Origin of the sequence: Cryobacterium sp. N21, from assembly GCF_002929575.1 — a bacterium.
GTDB lineage: Bacteria > Actinomycetota > Actinomycetes > Actinomycetales > Microbacteriaceae > Cryobacterium > Cryobacterium flavum.
Genome location: NZ_PJJQ01000020.1, coordinates 1 through 16,815, shown reverse-complemented (window position 1 = coordinate 16,815; position 16,815 = coordinate 1). Strand labels below are relative to the sequence as shown.

Here is a 16,815-nt window from a genome sequence, read left to right as displayed (position 1 = left end):
GACTGCTGAGGGGCTTCCTCGTTCAGCCGGGAAACGTCAGCGGATCGAGTAGCTGTGGGAGACGCCTGATAGCGTCTCGGGTCGAGGTCATACGCTGGCCCGTCTCCTGCGCAGCAAAAACGGTGCCGCGGCGAGGCCGCCGATACCGATCAGCAGGCTGATACCGAGCGCGCCCTGCGCAGCCGACGAGGTGAGCTCGGTGTTGGCGGCCGTGAGCTGCACCGGCGTCTGCGTCACCTGAACCTGAGTTAGTGCGGCAGCCTCCGGCGACGCGCCCACGACGGACACACCCGTCGTTCCCGCCACCGGCGCGGGCAGGGCAACGTCGGTCACCGGGTTCGTCGGAAGCGTCGGGGGCGCAACCAGAGCATCGGCGAATCGAATGGTCGCGGCCGTCTGGGCCTTGGTGAGGGGCGCAAAGCCCGGCGGCAGCTGCCCCACCCCGGTTCCAACCGTGTTGCCGTCAGCGGCGGCGTAGCGCAGCAACTTCGCATACTCGGTGCGTGCCGTCGCGTCCAACGAGGTCGAGGCCAGGTTCGCGGCGGCGTTCACCGCAAGGGTGAGCGGATACGCGCCGTCTCTGAGGGTGGCGAGGTCGATCTGGGCGAATCCGGTTTCAGCGTCCACACTCGCGCCGGCCGCCGCACTCTGCATCGATTCGGGGGTCGGCCGGGCGAAGGAACGCGCGGTGGCTACCGTTTTATCGCTGGTCAGTTCGGCTAAGGGCAGTGGCAGGCTCGCCGTGCCCAGGCTAAAGCGCGCCGCCGACGCAGCCGTGGTCGGCCCCATGATGAACTTCTGACTTGCCGCTGAACCCGGCGGCGCGGGGATGAACGCACCGTTACCCAGTGCGCCCACGGGTTTCAGCGGGTCCCAAGTGGACGTAGTCCTGGTGTCGATGCTGAAGATGCGGGATGCGTTCGAGGTGAAGCTGGTGGAATACGGGAACGCGGCGACACTGTCGAGCTGGTTACCTTGAAACCTCTCAACAGCCTGCGCTTTGTCGGGGGTGATCGACTGGTCGGCCTTGAGGAAGGTGTCGATGGGATCGGTCGCAAGATTGACGGGAAGCCCGCCGCCGACGGCGTTGGCGTGGTCCGCCGGCAGGAAGTAGGGGTTCACGACTCCGCCCCAGGGGTCAGGTTCGCCCGCCAGGAAGGCGCGCGCGTCGGCATCGGCCTGGATATACGACCAGAGCGCTTGCACCGCGTCGTCGCCCTGCGGCCCGACAACGACGAAGCCCTGCCCATTCATGTTGCTGAACTCGACCGGGTTGCCGAGGGCGGCCCACTCCGGGTCCTCTGGCAGCGTCTGCGCAACGGACAGCTCCCTGGAGAGACTCTGAGTCGAATAAAAGTCCGCGTCAAGAAACGGTTTGTCCCTCCAGTACGACGCGGTGAGCAGTTTGGCGAGCAGCCGGGGCGTCAGCTTCACGTCGGTGTACTGGGTCGTTCCGTCAGCGATGACGAAGCCAAAGACCAGCCCGGTGTTGACGATGGGTCCGTACTGCACATCGGCCGCCTCAACCAGGGCAGGATCGGTCAGCCCGATACTGGATGCGCTGACGGGGGACGACACCAGGGCCATATCGGCCTGGCCGGTGAGCAACTGCGAGCGGTTCACGTTGCCGGAGTTCGTGCTGAGGCTGTAGGCGGCACCACCGTCGGCAGCGCAAAGCGCCGGCTGCCAGGCACTGATCGCCAGGGTAACCGTGTCACTGCCAACCAGGCGGCGTTCCGCGGCACCGGCCGGACACGACCCGGAGGGGTCCAAAAAGTCCAGGGGGATCACGATCCGGTCGTCGAAGAAAGAACAGTCCGGCGTAACCGGCGATCCCACCTGCTGGTCATTTGCGGCGCCGTAGGGCCGGCCGCCGAAGTTCGTTGGCATGCAATCTGACGCGGGGTTCCCCTCAATCCCGCCGGAGTGTACTCCGCGGGGTACCGCCACGAGCCAACACCGCTGTGCAGCGGCGGATGCCGGGTTGCCGCAGCCAAGGTGGGGCGCCGCTGCCGCCGACTGCACCCCGAAGGCCGTACTGGCATGACCGTCGATATCGATGGGCAGGAACGGCACCTCGTTTGACGTGTTGGCGTTAAAAAACGTCCCGAGCCCGCTGTAGGTGATCGGAGCATTGTTATATTCCACCGTGTACGGTTCGCTCACCTCACCGCTGACCGAACGAAACGGAAGCGTCCCCTGTCCCTTTTCGACATTTGTGGCGTTGCGTTCGCCACGGTTGTACGTATCATCGCCGATTATTCTCGCCATAAGATCCGGCCCACTCATGCCGCCGGTGGACGTACCCCAGCCGCCGTATTGGCAGGTTTCTGCGAAGTCGTCGGCGAGCGGGTCGGGGCCCCAACACTGCATGAGTTGCAGGTAGTTGCTCGCACTTCCTACCCAGCTCTGATTCCGGGTGGGGGCCATGCCCGACGCCGAGACGGTGATGGCGCCGTCGCTGAGGCCGGCGGTCTGCGAGACGGTGATTTGGAGGTTTTTGAAGTCGTCCCAATGGCCGGAGCCGGCGTCGTTGCCCGTTGCGTCGCTGAGCCGCCCGGCATGGTCCACCTGGTACTGCTGTAGATCGGCGCTGTTGCCGCCGGCCCACTTCACCGTCACGGACGAATCATCTTCCACGGCCTGGGCGGATGATGCTGCGTTCACCGACACGACACCCCCGGCAAGCAGGGCTACAGTGACGAGGCTCACCGCCTGCGCGAGGCGCTTGCGGGTCGAAGGGTGCTGAGCTGAAGCGGTATTCATGAGCGTGTCAGTCCTCTCGATGTATCCGTAATACCGTCAGCAGGATCGGGCAGCAGGCTCGTGCGACCCCGTTTGCCCAAGATCGGTGGTATCGCCGAGAAGGCGAACAGGCCGCCGCCAAAACCAGCCATGGCCAATGACGGCAGCAGGCTTACCGCTGCCACGGGGATGGACTGCGGGGATGCAGCCACGATGACCGGCGCCGTCTCCGCATCCAGCACCCCCTCGCTGCCGGCCGCTTGCTGGCCGTCACCTGCTGCCGGCCCACCACCTGCCCCCGTTTCATCGCCGGCGGCAGTTGCCGCTCCCGGGCCCGTTGCAGCTCCCGCGCCGGTGGGCGTGTCCTTGGCGCCCCCCGTACCGGTGGTGCACTGGGTTGCACCCTGCTTGTCGCAATCGGCCGGGTACGGTGCCTCGTTCGCCAGCTTGTTTGAACCGTCCGGCGAGAAAGTGGGGTTGTTGCAGTCGGTGATGCCCTTGATCACGGGGTTACCGCCCGGCACCTTTTGCAGTTGCTTCTGCCCGGCCTGCACGAGGTTGATCGGCAGCGGCGAGTAGCCGAGCACTTCGGCACTCTGCTGACCCTCACAAAGAAAATAGGCGCCGAAATCCGCCAGGGTCAAGCCCTTGTTCTCGGTGAAGCTGCCTCCCAGCGCCGTAGGCAGGATGCTATACGAGTACGAAGAGAGGGAATATGTGCGCGGGTCAGCAGATGTGTAGACGTTGGTGAGGTCTTGGGTGAGGTACTCGGGTGAGGCGGTGTCTTCGTTGATTTGAGCACTGAGCAGTCCAACGGCAACATTCTGAGCGGTCGGCTCGGTGTAGTAGCCGGCACCGTTGAGCACCTTGGCGACGGGGTAGCCCGAGTTCAGGGCGTAAGAGTACTCGACGAAGGTGATCGCCCCCACGGCATGCGGGAGTGCCACGTAGCCGGCGACACCGTTGGATCCGGATCGGGCGACGAATCCGGAACCGGGAATGACCGGGTAGTTGCTCGTGACGCCGCAATGATCATTCACCAGGGGACGCCCAACCTTCGGGCAGTACGCATCCCACAGGCCCGCATGTTCTTGTCGAAGCCAGATCGACACCTGCGCGGTGGCGCCGGAACCGTCAGAACGCACCACCGGAACGATCGGGATGGAAGGGAGTACGAGGGCGGGATTGTCGACTTTCACCTGGGGGTCGTCCCAACGAGTGATCACGCCGGTGAAGATCTTCGCGATGGTATCGCCCGACAGTCGCAGGTTGGTTACCCGCTTACCACCAATTTCGAGGTTGTACATGAATGCGGTGCCGCCGGCGACGATCGGCATGTACGCGAATTCGCGACTGGGGCGAATATCCGCCTCATTGCTGTTGGCGATGGCGTACGGAATCTCCGAGACGCCGAAGTCGGAGGTGCCGTTCGCGAAATCGTTTCGACCCTGAGTCGAGCCGGACTCGGAGTAGGTGATCTTCCACTGGTAGTTAGCCCACACGTTACGAATCCACGCCTGCAGCGCATTGGCCGACCAGGTGGAGCCTGAGCCTACGATCGGCGAATGCACCGTTCCGACGGCGTAGGCGGGTAGAGCACCGGCGGCTCCAAAGACGCCAGAGGCGATCAGGGCGAGGCCAAGCAACGCGACGGTCACGCGCGCCACACCCCAACGTGGGATTCTCTGCAGGCTCATCGGGGGACCTCCTGGTCGTCGGGAATTGCTGGCACGTCAAGCCGATCGGGTGTCGTCGGCACGCGCTGGTCGAATCGAACGGCGTCGCGCAGCGAAGCGGCGCGAGCTCGCGCCTGCCCCCCGGGAGAGAGCACGCCTGCTCCCTTTCCGCCGATGATGCGGGCGACGAGGAACAACACAAACACCAGCACCATCAACACCGCCGCGGCACCGAAACCTCGCGCGATCTGCGAGGGCTCGGGCGACTTCACCAGCGTGAAGGTGGCGAAAGGCAAAGACACCATCGGCCCGGAAAATGGGTTGAGGTTGTAATAGGTGGTGTAGCCGGCGGTCAGCAGCACCGGCGAGGTCTCTCCGATGCCGCGGGCAGTGCCGAGGATGATCGCGGTCATCAGGCCGGACTTGCTGGTGGGCAGCACCACGTGCCAGATCGTGCGCCACTGGCTGGTGCCCAGTGCCAGCGACGCTTCCTTCAGCGTGCCGGGCACCAGGCGCAGTACGACGTCGGCCGAGCGGATGATGATCGGCAGGATCATGATCGTGATTGCCAGGCTCGCCGCGAATCCCGATTTGTCGAAGCCGAACAACAGGATGTAGGTGGCGTAGATAAAGAGGCCGCACACGATGGACGGCAGCGCCGTCATCGCCTCAACCACGGTGCGCACGATGCGGGCGAAAGGACTCGGAAACTCAGCGAGGAACACCGCGCAGAGAAGCCCGAGCGGAATCGCGATAGCGAGTGAGATCGAGATCATGATCAGGGTGCCAATGGCCGCATGCGCCATGCCGCCGACGGTCATCGGGTCGAGCGGGCCAGCCAAAGACAGGTCCTGAACCCAGAAGTTCCAATTGAGAAAGGCCTCGGAGCCGCGACCGAGAGTGAAGACGATCACCACGGCAAGCGCCAAAATCAGAACCACCGCGAGGGAATGCATGACCACCGCGGCGACTCGGTCAATCACCGTCACCCGGTTGTCGTCGAAGCTGATCAGCACCACGAAGAACCCGACGAAGAGCAGGTAGGCGATCACGACGAACGTGAGCGGTCCCTCGAAGGGAAAAACCTGAGCAAACAACCAGGCGGTGCCGGCGACGGCTGCGGCCGCTGCGCCAACAACGCGCAACACGTCGTCGCGGCGGATCCGCGCGAGGTTTCGCCGCGTCTCGGGGCGGGTGGGATGGCTGCTGCGACCATCGCGGCCCGGGACCGCCGTGCGGGTGATGCGTCCGGGTCTTTGCGCACGCCGCTGCGTGCGGGGAGTATCAGTGATTGTCATCGGGGTCTCTCAGCTTGCCGCGCCGGAACGGGAACGTTGGATGATGATGCCGGCACCGAAGTTGACCAGCATCGTGATGAGGAACAAGACCAGCCCGGCCGCCATCAGAGCGGACAGCTCAAACGGCGACGCCTCCCCATAGCGCAATGCGATCAGTGAGGAGATCGAGTTGCTGCCGGTCTGCAGAATGTGCGGCTGGATGACGAAGACGGGCGAGATGACAAGGTAGACCGCGATCGTCTCCCCGAGCGCCCGACCGAGGCCGAGCATGGCACCACCGATCATGCCGCCCATACCGAAGGGGTAAACCACCGAGCGGATCATCCCCCACTTGGTCGACCCCAGAGCCAGAGCACCCTCACGCTCGCCGATCGGAGCCTGCGCGAAGACCTCACGCATGATCGACGCGGCTACCGGAGCGACCATCATCGCCACCACTAAGCCAGCAAGGAAGGCGCTCGCGGTAAACACCGTCGGTGTCGCGAGGGGGTCCCCTGGATTGAAGTTGGGAACATTGAAAATCGGAATCCACCCGAAGTAGGTCGAAATCCATTGGGCGACCGGCAGGATCGCCCCTTCGAGCCAGAACATACCCCAGAGGCCATAAACCACAGAGGGTATTGCAGCCATCAAATCGACGATACCCACCAGCAGCGTCCTCAGCCCCAACGGAGCGTACTCAGAAATATACGTCGCGGCACCGACCGCGAGCGGCAAAGCGACGAAGATCGCGATCAGCGCAATCGCCACGGTGCCAAACAGCACAGCGGCAATGCCGAAACGACCGGAGTTGGGTTCCCAGTCCTGCTCGGTGAGGAACGACGGCCCGGCCGATGCAATCGCTTCCGCGCCCCTGACCGCGAGGAACAGCCCGACGAGCGTCATGATCGACAGCACCAGCACGCCACCACCGTGCGCAGCGACGCGAAAAACAGTGTCGGACGCGCCACGCACCGTGGTTAGCTGCCGCGGGCTATCGTCTTGTCGACTAGAGCCGTCAGAGACTCGGAGCGCCTCAAGAATGTCGGGGCCGCTCATGCGTCGAAGCCGTGAAGAGGGGGAAGGCCTGCTATCAGTGGAATCTGGCTGTACTCCAGAATCGCGCTGTGCGGCGTGTTCCGCGTGATCATTATTGGTTCCCCCTCGGCACCCGCCGACCGTGATCGGCCGACGCTACTGGGGCGCGAAATCCCGGTTCTCTCCTGCCCGGTTCGTGCCCTCGCTAGCCAGTATGGCCGCCAGTCTCGTGGTCAAACGCGCTTGAGGCCGAAGATCTGGGTAACTGTCAACTGCACTTTGGCAGACACCTGATGAACACTTCGGAGGAGGGGTAACGATTGTTTCGCAGCGGACATATGCGGGTGGAATGCGAGTTGCGAATCGCGACTGGATCGCAGGCCAAGGCGCAGTAATCACGCCTGCCTGCCTGCCTGCCTGCCTGCCTGCCGTAGAGCTGAGTGCCACTCAAGCGCGTCGTTGTGGCGATCGGTGATGATGTCGGTGTTGCGCCGGACCGTCAGAGTGCGCTGCGTGCAGGTTGGACGTCGTGCAACACGACACCCACTCGCCCGGTATTTCCCTGAGAAGCGATCACGACCACGACTGCCAGGCCGAGCGAGACGGTCGCGACCACGCCGATGCCGGCCAGGGCACGACGCGTGCGTCTGCGCTTGTGGTGGTCGACATAGTCCAAAACTCGCTTGCGCATCGCCGCGCGGCGTTCAGGCGATAGCCGCGGCTCGTTCACCGTGCGCCGCCCAACGTGCCTTTCAGCCGCGAACGCACCCGATTCAATCGTTTGCGCACCGAAGGTATCGAGATATCGAGGGCCCGAGACGTCTCCTCGTATGAAGCTTCTTGACTGATGATGGCGTGGTAAACCTGCTGATCCAAAAACGGCATCGTTGCCACCTCCTCCTCAACTCGGTCCATCAACATTCGCGAGTCCAGTCGTGCATCGAGTAACTCTGCTTCAAGAACATTAGGTCCTTGATCGTCGAAAACCGTGGTGACTGGCCGACGGCTAGCGGAACGCAGTCTGTTGGCGGTCACATTTCGACACGTCTGGAGCAGCCACGGCAAAATTGACCCGTTCACCATTCGAATCTTCGCGAGCTTTCGCCACGCAATCGCAAAAACTTCCTGGGTCACATCTTCAGCGCCGTCCTCACTCCCGAGGTCGCGCGCGGCCTGAAGGAACACCGGCTCGACATAGAGGTCGTAGAGGTCACCGAAAGCCCGCTCGTCACCACGTGAAGCGGCAGCGACGAGACGCTGATCCCCCGTCGCGTCCATCACGGGGACTATACCGCACCTAGAAATCACGGTGGAGATACTCGTTGTGCAAACTGCGACACAAATGACACAAATGACACAGAGGAAACGGCGTCAAGCCTCGTTCGCAACCGCCGCCTTGCCCGTGCGTGGCGGATAGTCGCTTTTGGTATTGATAGTCCGAGTCGGGCTACTCGCCACGTGCGCGCAACGAGCTCGGCCGAGGCGACTCAACCGCGGCCATCGCAACGAGATGGCGTGTCTCCGACGCTAACCATTTCTCCCAATTTTTCAGAGCAATGTATGACATTACTGCGTGTGCATCCTTCGCGATGTCCTACCGCTGAGTGAAGCAACGGATCGTCTCGCCTACCAGACCAAAGAGTTCGGGTAGGTGGCTCCCTGGGTGAGCACGCACACGGGTATCACAGCAAAAAGATGAGTCAAAGCATCCACTCAGCGGGACGCGACCTATATGGCCTCCGGGATCTGTGTGGTACAGCGAAGCAGCATTGAAGAGTTGGAAAGCTCAAGACGACTGTGTCAAACGTGAGGCGTCGGGCGAAACCGCTGCCGCACTCATGTTCGCGCGTGGCAGTAAAAAACACGCTTTCATAACATTCGGGGATCTGATCGATACCTTCACGGCCACGTTTCCCGACATTTTCGGTTGTGGGCGATGGCAGCGATACTCGGACAAGGTGCCAAAATATGCCACTCGGAACGACTGGTTCGGAGCCCGGGTTTCCGGCCGCGAGGTCCTACCGCCGCTCGGTGATGCCATCAGGTGGCTTCGAAGGCGGCCGCAGCTCAATTCTTAGCCGCATGTGCAGGAAACGCAGGGACTCTGCCCGAACGCGAACGGCACCTTGACGGCATCGGCAACCGGGCATTTATCTATAGATCGGTACGGGTGCTCGGGTCGGCTATGCGAGGTGCTTGAGAAGGTACGCGGCGATCTGGTCGGGTCGCATCGACTCGGGCAGGGAGACGCCCTCGGCTGACCAGGCCTCGGCCGGCCGCGGCTCAGCGCCCGTGCTCGTGTCCGTGCCGCCGCCAACCGAGCGCGCGACAGCGAAGAACGAGCTGCGCACCACGTCTTCGCCGCCGCCGTGGCCGCCTTCATCGAGGTGTCCGTGGTCCGTTGTGATGCCGACCAGCCAGTCTTCGTCTTCGCGCGCGGCACGCGTGGCGATGGCGTGCAACAGGGTGCCGAGGTGCTCGTCGACTCGGGTCACGGCCATGAGGTATTCCGCCGAAGCCCCACCGTAAACGTGCCCGGCCTCATCGACCTCGCCGAGGTACACGAAACTCGCATCCGGGCCGCCCTGGCTCAGGTACAACCGCGAGATGTCGGCCACCTCGGAGTCGGCGCGCCGATAGCCGTACATTTCGCCGTCGCGCACGATGACCTTGTGGACCCCCGCGTTCTGCTGGTCGAGGCGGGGACTGATCACCGGGCCGGGGCCGGCAGGATCGGCCAGCGGGGGCCATCCGCTCGCCACGTAACTAGTCACCGACTGGTCGGCGAAATAGGCGCGACTGAGCAGGTCGGCATTGGCCCGAAGCGTGTGGCCGTGGAAGGTGTTGTCGAACACGTTGTGCTCGGCGTGGGTGGCCCCGGTGAGAATAGACGACCAGCCGGGCCCCGAAATAGTGGGCACGTCCATGGTCATCGCGGCCAGGCGACCGCGTTCGATGAACGCGCTGAGGTTCGGCGCCGCCTCGGAGCGCAGGGCCCGGTCGAGGATGAGGCCGTCGATGCCGATCAGGCAGAACTTACGGCGGCTCATGCTGCAACCCGCGCAGCCGGGTCGGCGGCGGCTGCGTCGATCAGGGCATCTTCGGCGTGAACGGTGAGGCGCACCCGATACCCGCGCTCGAACAGCTGGGCTTCACGTGACGGCAGGTCGACCCGAATCGGGTTGGGCAGTCCGGGAAAGACCACGGTCAGGCTCGAGATGGCACCGCGCAGCGTGAGCGCGGTCACGACGCCGGTGCCGATCGCGGTCGCGCCGGCTGGCCCGTCGCTTTCCGGGCGGATGCTGATGTGCTCGGGCCGCACAAGAAGCTCCACGAGGTCACCGGTGCTGTACCCGGCCGTGGCCAAGTCAAGTTGCTGGGCGAGCGCCGATACCTGGCCGGCTCCCGTGACCCGACCGGGAATGCGATTGACCACCCCGATGAACGACGACACGAAGGCGGTCGCGGGCCGGCGGTACACCTCGTGCGGAGTGCCGACCTGCTCGATCCGACCGGCGCGCATCACGGCCACCCGGTCGGCCATGCTCAGTGCCTCCTCCTGGTCGTGCGTGACGAGCACGGTCGTGGTGCCCATTTCATACTGGATGCGTCGAATCTCTTCCCGAAGCTGCACCCGCACCTGCGCGTCCAGCGCCGACAGCGGCTCATCGAGCAGCAGCACGCGCGGTTCGATGGCGATTGCCCGGGCGAGCGCCACCCGCTGCTGCTGGCCGCCGGAGAGTTGCTGCGGATACTTCGCGCCGTGGTCGGCCAGGCCGACCAGCGCGAGCAGCTCGGCCGCCCGGGCCGTCCGGCGGGAGCGGCTGGCGCCCCTCACCCGCAGCCCGTAAGCTACGTTTTCGGCCGCCGTCTGGTGCGGAAACAGCGAGTAGGCCTGAAAGACGATGCCGATGCCGCGCTTGTCGATGCGCCGGTGAGTCACCTCACCGCCGTCGATGTGCACGGTTCCACGATCGGGGCGTTCCAGCCCGGCGATCACCCGCAGAGCGGTGGTCTTACCGCACCCCGACGGGCCAAGCACGGCGAGCAGTTCACCGCCCCGAATCGAGAGGTCGATGTCATTCAACACGCTCTGGCGCGCGTAGCTCTTGCTGATGGAACGAAGGGTGACGTCTGCACTGGTGCCGGTCATGAGGCAGTCCTTAGATCGGGGGAATACGGGAGGGAGGAGCGGCGCCTTGAGAGCCCGTGGCCGGTGAGCGCCGACAGCACCAGCCAGGTGCCCACGATGGTGATCAGCGAGAGACCGGCCGCCGCCCGCGGGCGGTCCTGCCCGATCTGCACCAAGAACACCGGGAACGTCGAGTGCAGCAGCAGGGTGGCAAGTACGTATTCACCCAGCACCATGGTGAACGACAGCAGTGCCGCGGTCAGCAGCGCCGGCCGCAGGTTTGGCAGAATGATGCTAAAGAACGTGCGCACCGGCCCCGACCCGAGGCTCGCACTCGCCGTGCACAGGGTGCGCAGGTCGATGGCGCGAAGCCCCGCATCTAGCGCGCGGTACACGAGCGGCAGCGTGAGAATCACATAGAAGGGCACCAGGCTGTAGACGCTCGTGAGAAAGCCGGGCACGGTAACACGAAATGCCAGGTTGGCGCCGTTGACGAGCGCGACCGCGGGAACCACAAACGGAATCACCGACAGCGCCTCCGCGAGCGGCAGCCAGCGCCGCGCGCGCAGGTGCAGCCAGACGAGCGTGGGAACGAGCAACGCAAACGATGCCACGATGGTGAGCAAGGCGAGCGTCAGGCTCTGCAGTACCTGCGGGGCAAACCCCGAGTCCGCCACGGCATCGCGCATCGGTTCGAGCGAGAACCCCTGCTCCGGCAACGTGAATCCGAACGAAGCGGATGCCACGAGCGGCACCGCAAACAGCAGCCCGGCCGTGACGAGCACGATTTCCTGCACAATGCTGCGAGAGCCCGTGCCGACGCGGCTCGTGCCGCTCACTGCAGCCACCGCGTGGTGCGCCGCACGAGCAGGTGGCGCAGCACCATGGCGAGCGTGATCACGAACATCATTCCGGTCGCCAGGGCGGCGCCGAAACTCTGGTCGGTGAGCACGTTGCCCGAGATGAAGAAGCCGATCAGGATCGGCACCAGGTTAGCGCCACCGCCACTCAGGGCATACGCGGTCGCGTAGGCGCTGAACGAGTTCGCGAAGAGCAGCAGCACGGCGCCTCCAATGGCGGGGGAAAGAATGGGCAGCAGAATGTCGGTCAGGTAGCGCCAACGGCCGGCCCCGAGGCTCAGCGCGGATTCGCCCCATTCCCGGCGGATGCCCATGATGGCCGGCAGCACCAGAATCGCCATCAACGGCACCTGAAAGTAGAGGTAGACCACAACGAGTCCCCAGAACGATGACACCGCGAAGGCCTCGGTGAGGTCCCACCCGGTCACGTCGAAGACGGCGATCGTGATCAGGCCCTGCGAGCCAATAGCCGCGATGAACGCAAACGCCAACGGAATGCCACCGAGCTGCGACGCGACGACCGAGTACGAGAGCATGATCGAGCGCAGCCAGCGCGGGCGCTGCAGCGTGGCCAGAGCCCAGGCCACGAGCAGTCCGAGCGCGCCGCCGAGAACGGCGGTGACGGCGGAGAGCGCCATGGTGTTCAGGAACGCGGAGAGATACTGTTGCTCACCGAGTTTGAGCATGGACTCGAGCGACCAGGCACCGGAGTTGTCGTGCAGGCTGGTCCACACGTTGGCCACGATCGGCAGCAGCAGAAACACGCCGATGAAGGCGAAGTAGGGCAGAAGGCCCAGGGCGTCGCGACCCGGCAGTCGCGCCAGCAGCGGCCGCTGGCCACCGGATGCCCCGCCAGCGAATGCCCCTCCCACCGGCTGCGACATCGCCTCAGTGGCCCGGGCTGCCCCCCGCACGAGCAGGTCACTGGCCTGCGACACGGGCACCCCACTGGTCAACGACGAGCTCAGTCGCCGCGGCGGCCTGGTCAAGCGTGGGGAAGTTGATCTGGGCCAGGGTGTCGGCCGAGGGAAGGGCGTCGCGGGCTTCCTGGGGAAGGGTGCCGGCGGCATCCATCGCGGCATAGCGGGCGGGCACGGCACCGCTCTTGGCGTAGCTGATCGCGCCCTCGTCACTGAGCAGCCACTCCACCCACAGGCGGGCGGCGTTCGGCTGCGGGCTGTCGATGGTGATCGGCTGGGCGTAGTAGTTGCCGAACACGCCGTCGCCGGGCACCAGAACCTGCAGGTCTACCGCCGACTGCGTCATCTCAGCCTCGAGGCCGCTGTAGTTATAATTCCAGTCGAAGGTCACGGCCGCCTCGCCGGTCGAGAGTGCGGCAGCGTTCGAGACCGAGTTGACGAGGTATCCGCCCGCCGCGAGATCAGCGAAGTAGTCGATCCCAGGCTGGATGTTGTCGAGGCTGCCGCCGTTGGCCAGCGCCGCCGCAAAAACCGTGGCGAGCGAGGACGCACCATCGCGCGGGTCACCGATGGTGATCTTGCCCTTGTACTGCGGGTCCTTGAGGTCGGCGAACAAGGCGGGAACGTCGACTTCGTCGGCATTCACGCCAATGCTGAGCACGCCGTAGTACGCGCCGACCCAGTAGCCCTCGGGGTCTTTGAGGCCGTCGGGCACCTCGTCGATCTGGGTGGGCACGTAGATGTCGAGCAGAGCCTGGTCGATGGCCGGCTGCGTGAACGAGTAGCCGATGTCGAGCACGTCGGGCTGGGTGGACTGGCCCTTGAGGTTCTTCACGGCGGAGAGTTCCTCGCCGCTAGACGCGTTCGGGCTGGCCACCTCGACCTTCACGCCGTACTTGGCTTCAAAACCCGCGAAAGACTCGCCGTAGTTCGCCCAGGTCTCCGGGTAGGCGATGAGCTGCACCATCCCCTCCTCTTGGGCGAGCGCGATGATCTCCTCGAGGGTTCCCCCGATTTCGCGGGCCTCGGCAGTCGGCGCGGAGCAGCCGGCTAGCAGTGGAAGGGTGACGGCGAGGCCGATGGCCGCCGCTACCGAGCGGATGCCGGCACGGCGTCGCGCAGACGAAGACTGTCGAGACAAACGAGAGAAAAGGGCAGGCATAGTCGCGCTCCAGAAGAAGTGGTGGGTGGGATATTCCCAGCGTTGAGCACCGAGGTGTCTGGCAAATGAACTGTGCGTGTCCGTCCGTTGAATTTGGTCTAGACCGTTTTTTGGGTGTTCCATAGTGGACACCTGACGCACCCAACACAAAGGACGACCGAGATGACAGAACAGCTTGTGACACCGACAGTCGGCTGGAGCATGGCCGAGATGCAGGGGATACTTTTCGATTTCAACGGCACCCTGTCTGACGACGAAGACCTGTTGAGTGACTTGATCCGCGAGTTGGCGCGCGACGAGCTGGGCGTGCAGCTGAGCGCCGACCGATACACCGCTGTGTGTGCGGGCCTCAGCGACCGCGCAATCGTGACGTTGCTCGCCGCTGAGAGCACGCGGCCGCACGCATCCGTCGACGAGTTGCTGACCGAGCTGACTGGGCGATACCAGCGGGAGGCCGCCCGGGTTCAGCTGATCTCTCAACCCGCTCGGGACTTTGTGCGGCAGGCCGCCGGGCTCGGCCTGGCCCTGGCCGTGGTCACCGGGGCGGGCCGGCAGAGCGTGCTGCCCGCCCTGCGGAACGCCGGCCTGCACGAACTGCTGGGCACGGTTGTCGCGGAGGAGGACGTGGCCGCGGGCAAACCGGACCCCGAGGGCTTTCTGCGCGGGGCCGAGCTGCTCGGGCTCAGCGCTCCCCGGCAGATCGTAGTGCTGGAGGATTCACTTCCCGGAATCGCGGCGGCGCGAGCGGCCGGCATGCGGGTGCTCGCGATCGCGGGAACGCACTCGGCGAGCGAGCTGGCATCGCGGTGCGACGGGGTGCTGGAGTCGCTCAGCCCGTCAGCGTTGACCCGCCGCTTCGGTTCGGCTGCGGAGAATGCTGTGGCGCGCTGGTCTGCGACGGCTCGCTGAGGGCATCCGCTACCGAAATGACGCGACCCGAGACGGTGACGCGCAGCGTGTCGGAGCGGAACAGGTCGCGGGAGAACTCCACCGGCGTGCCGTTGCCCGCGATCGACGTGCGGGCGATGCCAAGAATCGGGCTGCCCGGGGCGACATCGAGCATGGCGGCGTCGGACGGGTCGATGATGATCGCTGTCAGTTCCTGTGTGGCGGATACCGGCCCTAGCGCATAGTGCCGGCGCATGATCGAATACATCGACCCAGTGAGGTCGAGGTCGAGCAGACCGGCAAATAGGGCAGTGGGAAAGAACGAGCGTTCGAGTACCACGGCCACGTCGTCGGCGAACCGCACCCGCATCACGTCGAAAACGGTGTCGTCGGGGCCGAGCCGCAGCGCCGCGCGGGTGGTGTCGTCGGGAACCTGCACGGTGGCCGAAATGAGCCGGGAGGATGCCGTCATGGCCGACTGCAGCAGCTGGGCGCGCAGACCGACCAGATTGGAAATATCCACGTCGGAGCGGTGATTGGCGATCACGGCGCCGCCGCGGCGGCCGAGGGTACGGGTGAGCCAGCCGGCGGACTGCAGGCCTTCGAGGGCCTGTCGCAGGGTCATCCGGCTCACGGCGAGGGCTTCGGCAAGCTGGCGTTCCGGCGGCAGCTTGTCACCGGCGGTCAGGTTGCCCGAGGTCACCAGGTTGCACACCCACTCGGCGATCTGCAGGTGCACGGGCGACGCAGGGTGCCAGCGCGCCCGTCGCTCGCGGGCGAGGGAGAGGATGCATGCCAGCGGTACCGTGGGGAGCAAGGGGTCAGTCCCGGTCCCGCCGAAGTTCAGTGTGCTCATGACTCGGATGTCCTCTGGGTCAGCGTGGCAACGGTCTACCCGAGCCTACTAGGCGCCCCTGCGGATGCCCGCGCGGCAGCGTCGCGGAAGGCTGGAACCATGAACAAGCCCACGCGTATTCTCCTCGACGTCTCCGGGGGCGCTGAGACCCAGTGGCAGTCCACACCGACCCACTCGCAAAACTGGTCGCCCGAAAACGTCTAGGTGGACCGGGTCTTCGCCCGCGACTACTGGGCCGTCATCAAGACCGACAGTGGATGGTACAGAGGGACCCCTAACGATCCCCACGAGAGGGCCGCGTCACCCGCACAATGACCAGCCGTCGATCAGCGTCTACGGTATGAATCATGATCCGCCGCCTTGCACGCTCGGGAACTTGGCGATCGGGAACATCTTCCATTCCTACAGCCTGCCCCGTCGAGTTGGGTCCTGTCATTACTGCTTCCATAAGGGAGAAATCCTTCCCCGCTCTCTACGACACTATGCGGGACGATCCCGGTGCCCTATACAAGGTTGACAGAGAGGGGCTCCGTTCACGACCCCACCGCCCCAGTTCGCAGGCTCCTCTTCAATGTTCTCGCGATGGTCGCTGAATTCGAGGCCGACCTGATCCGTGCACGCACTCGCGAAGGGATGCAGGTCGCCAAAGCGGCTGGCCGGCTGCGTGGCAAGCAGCCCAAACTGTCCCCGGCGCAGGAAAAGCACTTGGTCGAGGTCCACCAGCGGGGCGAGCACACCACGGCGCAGATCGCGGAACTCTTCAGCGTCGCCAGGTCCACGGTCTACCGAGCAATCCAACGAGCCGGGGACACCGCCGCCTGAATGTGCGTCGTGCAGAGGAGTGCGGAAAGTCAGTGTTCACATTCACCTGCACAACGCCGAAAACGCCATGGCCGTTGTGCAGACGACTTCGGAAAATGACAGATCGCCCTCGGCGCTCTTCATCCGAGCGGGTGTCCCGGTCACCGTCCCCCTTGCGGGTGGGGAGCCGCGGTACCGTCGATGACATGATTACCACCGCTTGACTTCGCCTTCGGCGTTGACGCCGTGCTGATGTGGGCCATCCCCCACGCAACAACATCCGGCCGACTTGTGGTTTGATCAACAACGTGCCCCATTCCGTTTCGAACCGACACCGTCCGAGCCCCGTCACATGGTTGTCCCTCGCGGTGTGCGGCACGCTCACTGGTTGCGCGGGAGCAGTCCCGGCGTCGGACGCGGTGTCACAAGTGTCGGCGCGCAAGGCAGTCGCTGACGTCTC

General features: G+C 64.8%; 13 protein-coding genes and 1 pseudogene. 2 read left to right on the top strand and 12 right to left on the bottom strand.

The features are described 5' to 3' along the window. Positions 1-87: 87 nt before the first annotated feature. From CXY77_RS01135 to CXY77_RS01085, 11 genes are all read right to left on the bottom strand, one after another. Positions 88-2,766 (bottom strand): hypothetical protein, encoded by a 2,679-nt coding sequence (locus tag CXY77_RS01135; RefSeq protein WP_104129442.1) that lies wholly within the window; start codon positions 2,764-2,766, stop codon positions 88-90. After that, positions 2,763-4,442: a substrate-binding domain-containing protein gene (locus CXY77_RS01130; RefSeq protein ID WP_199181827.1), complete on the bottom strand. Its 1,680-nt coding sequence runs from the start codon at positions 4,440-4,442 to the stop codon at positions 2,763-2,765. The genes CXY77_RS01135 and CXY77_RS01130 overlap by 4 nt, the downstream gene beginning before the upstream one ends. Then, positions 4,439-5,719 carry a phosphate ABC transporter permease PstA gene (gene pstA / locus CXY77_RS01125; RefSeq protein WP_104129441.1) on the bottom strand — a complete coding sequence of 427 codons (1,281 nt, stop codon included), beginning with the start codon at positions 5,717-5,719 and terminating at the stop codon, positions 4,439-4,441. The genes CXY77_RS01130 and pstA overlap by 4 nt, the downstream gene beginning before the upstream one ends. Before the next feature lie 9 nt (positions 5,720-5,728). After that, positions 5,729-6,757 (bottom strand): phosphate ABC transporter permease subunit PstC, encoded by a 1,029-nt coding sequence (pstC, locus tag CXY77_RS01120; protein ID WP_104129440.1) that lies wholly within the window; start codon positions 6,755-6,757, stop codon positions 5,729-5,731. Positions 6,758-7,235: 478 nt separating this feature from the next. Continuing rightward, a complete protein-coding gene (locus tag CXY77_RS01115; protein WP_140425432.1) occupies positions 7,236-7,427 on the bottom strand; it encodes a hypothetical protein in 192 nt (63 codons plus the stop codon). 35 nt (positions 7,428-7,462) lie between these two features. Next, the gene (locus CXY77_RS01110; RefSeq protein WP_104129438.1) at positions 7,463-8,014 is read right to left on the bottom strand and encodes an RNA polymerase sigma factor; all 552 of its coding nucleotides are present in this window, start codon (positions 8,012-8,014) and stop codon (positions 7,463-7,465) included. A gap of 905 nt (positions 8,015-8,919) precedes the next feature. Then, entirely contained in the window at positions 8,920-9,786 is an 867-nt protein-coding gene (locus tag CXY77_RS01105) for an alkaline phosphatase family protein (RefSeq protein ID WP_104129437.1), read from the bottom strand. Further along, entirely contained in the window at positions 9,783-10,889 is a 1,107-nt protein-coding gene (locus CXY77_RS01100; RefSeq protein ID WP_104129436.1) for an ABC transporter ATP-binding protein, read from the bottom strand. Before CXY77_RS01100 ends, CXY77_RS01105 begins: the two co-directional genes overlap by 4 nt. After that, positions 10,886-11,707, bottom strand: coding sequence for an ABC transporter permease (locus CXY77_RS01095; protein ID WP_104129435.1), 822 nt, complete (start codon positions 11,705-11,707; stop codon positions 10,886-10,888). The genes CXY77_RS01100 and CXY77_RS01095 overlap by 4 nt, the downstream gene beginning before the upstream one ends. Continuing rightward, positions 11,704-12,666: an ABC transporter permease subunit gene (locus CXY77_RS01090; RefSeq protein ID WP_233197155.1), complete on the bottom strand. Its 963-nt coding sequence runs from the start codon at positions 12,664-12,666 to the stop codon at positions 11,704-11,706. Before CXY77_RS01090 ends, CXY77_RS01095 begins: the two co-directional genes overlap by 4 nt. Continuing rightward, positions 12,650-13,810, bottom strand: coding sequence for an ABC transporter substrate-binding protein (locus tag CXY77_RS01085; protein ID WP_104129434.1), 1,161 nt, complete (start codon positions 13,808-13,810; stop codon positions 12,650-12,652). The genes CXY77_RS01090 and CXY77_RS01085 overlap by 17 nt, the downstream gene beginning before the upstream one ends. Before the next feature lie 162 nt (positions 13,811-13,972). Between CXY77_RS01085 and CXY77_RS01080 the strand changes: the two genes are divergently transcribed. Beyond that, on the top strand, positions 13,973-14,719 hold the full coding sequence (locus CXY77_RS01080; RefSeq protein ID WP_104129433.1) for an HAD family phosphatase: 747 nt from the start codon (positions 13,973-13,975) through the stop codon (positions 14,717-14,719). Here the strand turns inward: CXY77_RS01080 and CXY77_RS01075 are convergent. Beyond that, positions 14,640-15,554: a GntR family transcriptional regulator gene (locus CXY77_RS01075; protein WP_104129432.1), complete on the bottom strand. Its 915-nt coding sequence runs from the start codon at positions 15,552-15,554 to the stop codon at positions 14,640-14,642. The genes CXY77_RS01080 and CXY77_RS01075 overlap by 80 nt on opposite strands. Before the next feature lie 510 nt (positions 15,555-16,064). On the opposite strand from CXY77_RS01075, the pseudogene CXY77_RS01070 reads away from it, so the two are divergent. Further along, a pseudogene (locus tag CXY77_RS01070) lies at positions 16,065-16,376 on the top strand (recombinase family protein); the annotation flags it as partial. Positions 16,377-16,815: the final 439 nt, after the last annotated feature.